At 46.8% G+C, this 1,507-nt stretch carries 2 protein-coding genes and 1 pseudogene; 1 reads left to right on the forward strand and 2 read right to left on the reverse strand.

The window, feature by feature from the left end; all coding sequences use genetic code 11:
- The coding region (locus tag MRX98_RS21685) for a hypothetical protein (RefSeq protein ID WP_246915221.1) at positions 1 to 219 on the forward strand (219 nt) is incomplete at its 5' end.
- A gap of 106 nt (positions 220 to 325) precedes the next feature.
- Here MRX98_RS21685 and MRX98_RS22315 read toward each other — a convergent pair.
- Positions 326 to 517, reverse strand: a pseudogene (locus MRX98_RS22315) (DUF4277 domain-containing protein); the annotation flags it as partial.
- 104 nt (positions 518 to 621) lie between these two features.
- The gene (locus MRX98_RS21695) at positions 622 to 978 is read right to left on the reverse strand and encodes an RHS repeat domain-containing protein (RefSeq protein WP_246915228.1); all 357 of its coding nucleotides are present in this window, start codon (positions 976 to 978) and stop codon (positions 622 to 624) included.
- Between the last annotated feature and the right edge of the window lie 529 nt (positions 979 to 1,507).

Genomic DNA, 1,507 nt, shown 5'->3' on the forward strand with positions numbered 1-1,507 from the left:
CCGATGCTGGCTGTCGGCCTTGCTGGCCTTGCGGCACTCGGGTTGGCCACAGTAGTTTTGCCGGTCCTTGTTGCGCGGGTCCGGGATGAACAACCGGTGGCAATGACGGCATTTTTTGCGTTTGATCCCTGGCATTGGTCGCGGCCCTCCTGCCGAACAATCTGGCAGAAAACACCGCTTGTGAAAATGCCGGGATTTTCAGGGAAAACAATCGAATAAAATAAGAATAAGATCGTTTGAAAACCACTTATGGAAGAAAATGGCAGGAGGTTGGACGGACATTTTCAAACCGCCAAGAAAAGAACAAAATCAGCTCGCCGCTGGCATACAGCGGTGTTCTGCCGGAAAGCGTGTCCAGTACCATGGCCAGAACACACGTGCCCGCCGACAGATCCATCTGGCTGTTGACCATGGCATCGAGGGTCTCAACGAGTTTGATCTTTTGCGCAAAGGCTTTGACGATCGGCAAATGGCCGACTTCTGAGAATGTCAGATCCGCTGGTATGATAGACTTCATGATGCCCCCGTTGGGTTTGAGTTTGACCATGGGGCAAGTGTATCAATAAGTACACACAAAGTCTAGATTTTTTATTTCCTATGTATATCAATATGTTGTGATTCTTAACCCTCTGTTATATCAAAAAAAGGAAATTCCCTTGCCGATCGACAATAGGGTGTGGAAAGTGAGTCGTAGCGCAACTCGCGGGCGAAGGTGGGGTATTCGATGCGGCTGGGCTGACCGGCGCTGCTGCCGGCGCATGCGCTGCAGCCGGCCGTGCCGTTGGTGTCGTAATAATGGACGATTTCGTTGCCGTTGCCGTCGATGATCGCCTGCAGTCGGCCGTGGGTGTCATATTCGTAGGCCGTGGTTTTGCCGTCGGGGTCGATTTGGCGGATTATTACTCCGGCCGCATTATCGGTTGTGCGTTGCCCCGGGGTGTCGGCAGCATCGATTTGCCGGGTCAGTCCTCTGAGCATGCAGATTTGTTAGTATGTCTTGAACGGATTTGTAAATGTAAAAATATAAAGGGCGTCCCCGCCCCCATTACGCCCCCGCTAAAGGGCGTCCCCGCCCCCCCGCTCAACGGCTTCATTCAGGAAGCCCTACTTATTTTAAATAGTTTCAGCTTTGAAAGAAAATAAATAGATAGCAGAGATAAAACCAACGACAGGACGAATGAAAAATTCAAAACAGTATCAAAATCTTCTAAATCTAAATAATGCCAATTCTCACCATATACATATTCGATAACAATTCCCATTAGCAGCATATCATTCAATAAATAAATAGCCGAACAGATTAGAGTACTTGCTATATAGTAATATACTTTGTTCTTTATCTGCTTAGACCTTAAAAGCATTAACAAGGGAACCAACCAAAATGGCCAAAATACAAAAACGAGAGACTCTACCCATATCAGAACAATAGCCCATAAACCGACATTCATAGTTCATTCCTATTTGATAACAATTTTCAAGATTTTTTGTAACTATTCAGCGTAAATTC

Origin of the sequence: Desulfatitalea alkaliphila (assembly GCF_022968795.1) — a bacterium.
GTDB classification, from domain to species: domain Bacteria; phylum Desulfobacterota; class Desulfobacteria; order Desulfobacterales; family Desulfosarcinaceae; genus Desulfatitalea; species Desulfatitalea alkaliphila.

Bases quoted from the DNA above. Each gene is read 5' to 3' on its own strand.
- MRX98_RS21695 (WP_246915228.1), bottom strand. From the start codon at position 978: ATGCTCAGAGGACTGACCCGGCAAATCGATGCTGCCGACACCCCGGGG.